The following is a 4,627-nucleotide window of genomic DNA, read 5'->3' as shown; positions in this document are numbered from 1 at the left end:
CGGCACTGTCACGTTGGCGAATGGCGTGGGAGGATGTTCGAGTTGATCACGGTGGAGGGGGATCGTCGCGGGGAGCGCGGCGCCGTCGTACAAGGGGCACCGGTACCCGGTGGAGATCATCTCCCACTGCGTGTGGCTGTACTTCCGCTTCCCGCCGTCGTTCCGGGAGATCGAGGAGCTGATGCTCGAGCGCGGCGTGCTCGTCTCCCACGAGACGGTCCGCCGCCGGTGTGCGAAGTTCGGGCAGGTCTACGCCAACGGCCTGCGCCGGAGGCGGCCCTGGCCTGGGGACAAATGGCACCTGGACGAGGTCTTCATCAAGATCAACGGTGAGCTGAAGTACCTGTGGCGCGCCGTGGACGCCGACGGCAACGTGCTCGACATCCTGGTCCAGAGCCGAAGGGACAAGGCCGCGGCCCGGCGCTTCCTCCGCAAACTGCTCAAGAAGACCTGCTCGGTGCCGCGGGTGATGGTCACCGACAAGCTGCGCTCCTACGGCGCGGTCCACCGCGGGGTCATGCCCTCCGTCGAGCACCGTTCCCACAAGGGCCTGAACAACCGGGCCGAGAACTCCCACCAGCCCACCCGGCAGCGCGAACGCGCCGCCACACCCACCCGGAAGGACCAGCGCTGACTACCGACGCTCACCCCGGAACCCCGCCACGCACCGATACCGGTGTCGTGGTCCATCCCGTGCCGTACTACGCACAGTGGGAGACCCCCGAACTCGTCGAGCAGATCATCACCGGCCAGGTTTCGGCGGCCCACGACCCCGCCTGGGCCGCATCCGGCGCCACCACCCCCGACGAATACGCATGGTGGTCCCGACGCCTGTGCGGCATGGCCTGCCTGCGCATGGCCCTGCATCACTACACCCGCGCATCCCCGCCCCGTGCGATGGATCTCGCCCGCGACTACACCGCCGTCGGCGCATACGTCCACCGCCCTGACGGCGGCCTCGACGGCCTCATCTACACTCCCTTCGCCGCCCACACCCGGCGCCACCACGCCCTCGACGCGCAGATCCACACCGACTTTCCCCTGCACCAGGTTGCCGGCCACATCCGCGCCGGACACCTAGTGATGCTGTCGGTTCACCCCTCCGTGCGCACGTCTGACACCACCCCGCCCCATACCGGCGGCCACCTGGTCCTGGCCGTCGGCACCGCGCCCGGCACCCTGACCGTGCACAACCCTTCCGGCTTCCATGGCCGGTCCCAGCAGTTCGTCACCCTGCCGCTGAAGACCCTGGACCGCTTCTATGCCCACCGCGGCATCGTCCTGGACCGCGCTCCAAACAACCAGGGCGCTTTCAGAGCGGCGTGATCTCAGAAGCCGTTGTCTTTCCGGATGCGAGCGTTGAGTTTCCGCTGTTCGGGCGTGGTTTCGGTGTCGCTGCGGGAGAGTTCGGGTGATCAGTCCGTTCTCAGTGATGTGGAGATGACCGATGCCGTCGGTGATGGGGTTGCTGGAGGAGCGGGAGGCAGCTGTCCGGGTGCGGGCGGAGGAGCTTCGCGTCGTGATGGAGCGGATCGCTGCTGAACTCGCGGACGCGGAGGCGGTGTTGGAAGGGGTGGCGCCGAGGTAAGCCCAAAAGCCGCCAGTACTTGATCTTGGCGGGTGTGGTGCTCGCTCCGCTCAACGCGGGCTGGCAACCGGGTGTGCGTTGACGCGGTTCTCGTACTCGCGGCGGGCCTTGCGCTGGGCCGGGACCGCCGCGGTGCCGTCGAGGGGCTGGCAGCGGTCGAGGAGTTGGCGGTGGACCGCGGGCACGGCAGTGACGCGAAGGGTGTAGCCCTGGCCGCGCCGTACAGTCACGCCCTGGTCGAGCGTGGCGCGCTCGACGGGCTCCAGTTCGGCGGCGCGGAGGAAGTCGGCGACCTTGCCCGGCATGTCGAGGACCACTGGCTGTTCCGGGGCCGGGGCGCACGGGTCGGCGGCCGTGTACTCGGGCAGGAGGTCCACGACAGCGGTGCGGATGGCGCCGCGGCTGACACTGTGCTCGCGGGCGAGGGCCGCGATGGACCGGCCTTCCAGGTACGCGGTACGGACGCTCTCGGTGTTCGCGGCCGGGACGGCGGGGCGGCGCCCGCCCTTGCTGCCCTTGGCCTCGGCGGCCCGCAGTCCGTCGTAGGTCAGCTCCCGCTGTAGGTCGCGCTGGAGTTCGCCGGCGGCGGCGAGGGTCTGCACCATGAACTTCACGGTGGACAGCAGCTCGCCGGTACGCGGGTGGCGGGCGGTGAGGTCCATCGCGGAGAACGCGCCATCATGGATGCGCAGGGCGAGGCGGTCGCGGTGCAGGACGTCGAGCACGTCGAGGATGTGCTGGGTGCCACGGACCAGTCGAAACATCTCGGAGATATGCACGGTGTCGCCCGGCCGCGCGTACGTCAGCAGCTCGCCGAACTTCGGGCGCTCCAGTGGGTGGAGGCGGCTGGAGGCGCCGCCCTCCTCCTCGAACGTGACCGGCTCCTCGATGTCGGCCTCGGCCAGGACAAGGTTCTGACGGTCGGTCGACTGCTGATCGGTCGACACCCTCTTGTAGACCAGGTTGGCCATGCTGCTCCCCGTGTCGGTGGTCGCATTCGACCCTAGCTGTCAGCAAACGTTGCGCCTGTAGCACGTGGGGGATGGCGGCCACGATCCGCGTGGCCAGGCCCGCCCAGTAACGGCGCAGCGCTGATCGTGCACGTGCCGCCGTCACCGACCCCACATCCTCTGGCACTCCGACCAGGACCACGCACCTGTATCGGCCGAGATGCTGCACTTCATGGTCGGAGGCTTGGCCGGGCGATGGTCCGCGCTGAGCGCAGGACGGAGTGCGGATCTCAGTCGGGCAGGCCCCAGAAGGAGCCGTGCAGGCCGACTTCGGCGAAGTAGGAGGCTGCGGCGGCGGGGTCACGGCGGACATAGCCCGCGTCCAGGCGTCCGGTGTACCAGTCGCTGGCGAAGCGCCACAGCGTGGTCAGGTCCATGACGTAGCCGCGCTCGTGCCCCGCCTTGTGCAGCCAGGTGTCGACGCAGTCGGTGGAGCAGAAGAGGCGCTGGTTGCCGCAGGTGTGTACGACGTCGTCCCAGGCCCGGCTCATGGGGGTGAGGAAGTGGGCCACCTGGTCGCCCTTCGGGGGCGCCTGGCGGCCGACGACCCAGGCGTGCGGGCTGTCGCAGGCCGGGCAGCGGGTGGCGACCAGGACGTCGGGCTCGTCCTTGAGCAGGTGGGGCAGGGCGAACGAGTCCCAGGCGCAGCCGCCCCACCACAGGGTGCGCGTCGTCCCCATGACGGAGAAGCCGAGTGGTACGGAGGCGAAGGGGTGGGCCATCACGATCTGGTCTTCGTCCTGCGGGTCCAGGACCAGGTCGTGGCGTGCGTGGAGGGTGCGAAGTTCCTGGCGTACCCGATCGGGGGCGAGTGCGGTGAGTGCGGAGAGCTCCGGGACGCTCGGTGCGCGTCCGGTGCGAGCGAATCCGTGGTAGAAGGCCAGGCGCACCTTCTCGGTTTCGTCGGGGCTCGCCGGTGCTGTCGAGGCGTTCTCGGTCATGCGTGTGGTTCCTTCGCTGCTGGAGGCGATGAGTCCAGCGTGCGCCCTGGGCAGGGGCGGGGGCTTGAACGCTCGTGCGGGATAATGGGGACATGACGTCTTCCGGAGAGCGCGCCGCCTACTGGCGGGTTCCCGGGCTGGCGCTGGAAGCCCTGGACGCCCGCTTCGAGCGGTACGCGTATCCGATGCACGCCCACGACACGTACTCGTTCGGAGTGACCGATCACGGTGCGCAGTCTTTCGTGTGCAGGGGAGGGCGGTACGTCAGCGCGGCTGGGCTGGTCATGGCGTTCAATCCGGACGACCCTCACGACGGGCAGTCGGCCGTCCACGACGGCTACCGCTACCGGGTGCTGCACCTGGGCGAAGACCACGTCCGAGACGTACTCGCCGACGCCGCGCCCGGCACGGCCGGGCTGCCACTCTTCGACACCCCGGTCGTGGACAACCCCGCCCTGGCCCGAGCCGTCGCCCGCCTCCACGCCGCGGTCACCGAGAACGCGCCCCGCCTGGTCGTCGAGGAACGCCTCACCGCCGCCGTCCTGCTCCTGAGCCGTCACGCGTCGACGAAGCCCACACCTGTGCCGGACCGGCCGGGCCGCACGGACCTCGCCGCCCTGGACCGGGCCCGCCGTCTCCTGCGGCAGCGGTTCGCCGACAACATCTCCGCCGACGACCTGGCGCGAGCGGCCGGATGCAGCCGCTTCACGCTGTACCGGGCCTTCCGCACCACCTACGGCTTCGCCCCCAGCGACTACCAGCGCGATCTGCGGCTGCGCCGAGCCCGCGCACTCCTCGCCGAGGGGATGACACCGGCCTCGGCTGCCGCCGAGACCGGCTTCGCCGACCAGGCCCACCTCACTCGATGGTTCACCCGCACCTACGGCATCACGCCCGCCGCCTACCGCACGGCATGACACGCTGCTCAACGACCGGCACATACCCGGGGACCCGGCGCCACCACGCTGCCGCCCGTCCTTGCCCGGTGCCGGTCGGTCACGTTCGCGGCCGTCACCAGCACCATCAGCAGCAGACCGACACTGTCCGTGATGACGTGCCGACGCCTCCCGTTGACCTTTTCCCCGCCG

At 69.9% G+C, this 4,627-nt stretch carries 5 protein-coding genes and 1 pseudogene; 4 read left to right on the top strand and 2 right to left on the bottom strand.

Annotated features, from left to right (window positions below; translation table 11 throughout):
- Positions 1–61 precede the first annotated feature (61 nt).
- The 3 genes and pseudogenes from ACWEKM_RS45885 to ACWEKM_RS45875 all read left to right on the top strand — a co-directional run.
- Positions 62–601 (top strand): annotated as a pseudogene (locus ACWEKM_RS45885) (IS6 family transposase); the annotation flags it as partial.
- An 80-nt stretch (positions 602–681) separates the two neighbouring features.
- Positions 682–1,326: a C39 family peptidase gene (locus ACWEKM_RS45880; protein WP_451627259.1), complete on the top strand. Its 645-nt coding sequence runs from the start codon at positions 682–684 to the stop codon at positions 1,324–1,326.
- Positions 1,327–1,447: 121 nt separating this feature from the next.
- Positions 1,448–1,588, top strand: a complete 141-nt coding sequence (locus ACWEKM_RS45875) for a hypothetical protein (RefSeq protein WP_451627258.1) — start codon at positions 1,448–1,450, stop codon at positions 1,586–1,588.
- Positions 1,589–1,638: 50 nt separating this feature from the next.
- On the opposite strand, the gene ACWEKM_RS45870 is transcribed toward ACWEKM_RS45875, so the two are convergent.
- Together ACWEKM_RS45870 and merB are read right to left on the bottom strand one after the other, a co-directional pair.
- Positions 1,639–2,559 (bottom strand): recombinase family protein, encoded by a 921-nt coding sequence (locus tag ACWEKM_RS45870; RefSeq protein ID WP_451627257.1) that lies wholly within the window; start codon positions 2,557–2,559, stop codon positions 1,639–1,641.
- A 269-nt stretch (positions 2,560–2,828) separates the two neighbouring features.
- Complete coding sequence (merB, locus tag ACWEKM_RS45865; protein ID WP_451627256.1) at positions 2,829–3,539, bottom strand: organomercurial lyase; 711 nt, start codon at positions 3,537–3,539, stop codon at positions 2,829–2,831.
- 92 nt (positions 3,540–3,631) lie between these two features.
- Between merB and ACWEKM_RS45860 the strand changes: the two genes are divergently transcribed.
- The gene (locus ACWEKM_RS45860) at positions 3,632–4,456 is read left to right on the top strand and encodes an AraC family transcriptional regulator (protein WP_451627255.1); all 825 of its coding nucleotides are present in this window, start codon (positions 3,632–3,634) and stop codon (positions 4,454–4,456) included.
- The last annotated feature ends 171 nt before the right edge of the window (positions 4,457–4,627 follow it).

It is taken from the genome of Streptomyces sp. NPDC004752 (assembly GCF_053601275.1).
The sequence above is the reverse complement of the archived record's forward strand: the minus strand, read 5'-3'. Positions and strand labels throughout refer to the sequence as shown.

What these genes read in the sequence shown, in the direction of transcription:
- ACWEKM_RS45875 (WP_451627258.1), top strand. Translation starts at nt 1,448, where the DNA reads ATGCCGTCGGTGATGGGGTTGCTGGAGGAGCGGGAGGCAGCTGTCCGG.
- ACWEKM_RS45870 (WP_451627257.1), bottom strand. Translation starts at nt 2,559, where the DNA reads ATGGCCAACCTGGTCTACAAGAGGGTGTCGACCGATCAGCAGTCGACC.
- merB (WP_451627256.1), bottom strand. Translation starts at nt 3,539, where the DNA reads ATGACCGAGAACGCCTCGACAGCACCGGCGAGCCCCGACGAAACCGAG.
- ACWEKM_RS45860 (WP_451627255.1), top strand. Translation starts at nt 3,632, where the DNA reads ATGACGTCTTCCGGAGAGCGCGCCGCCTACTGGCGGGTTCCCGGGCTG.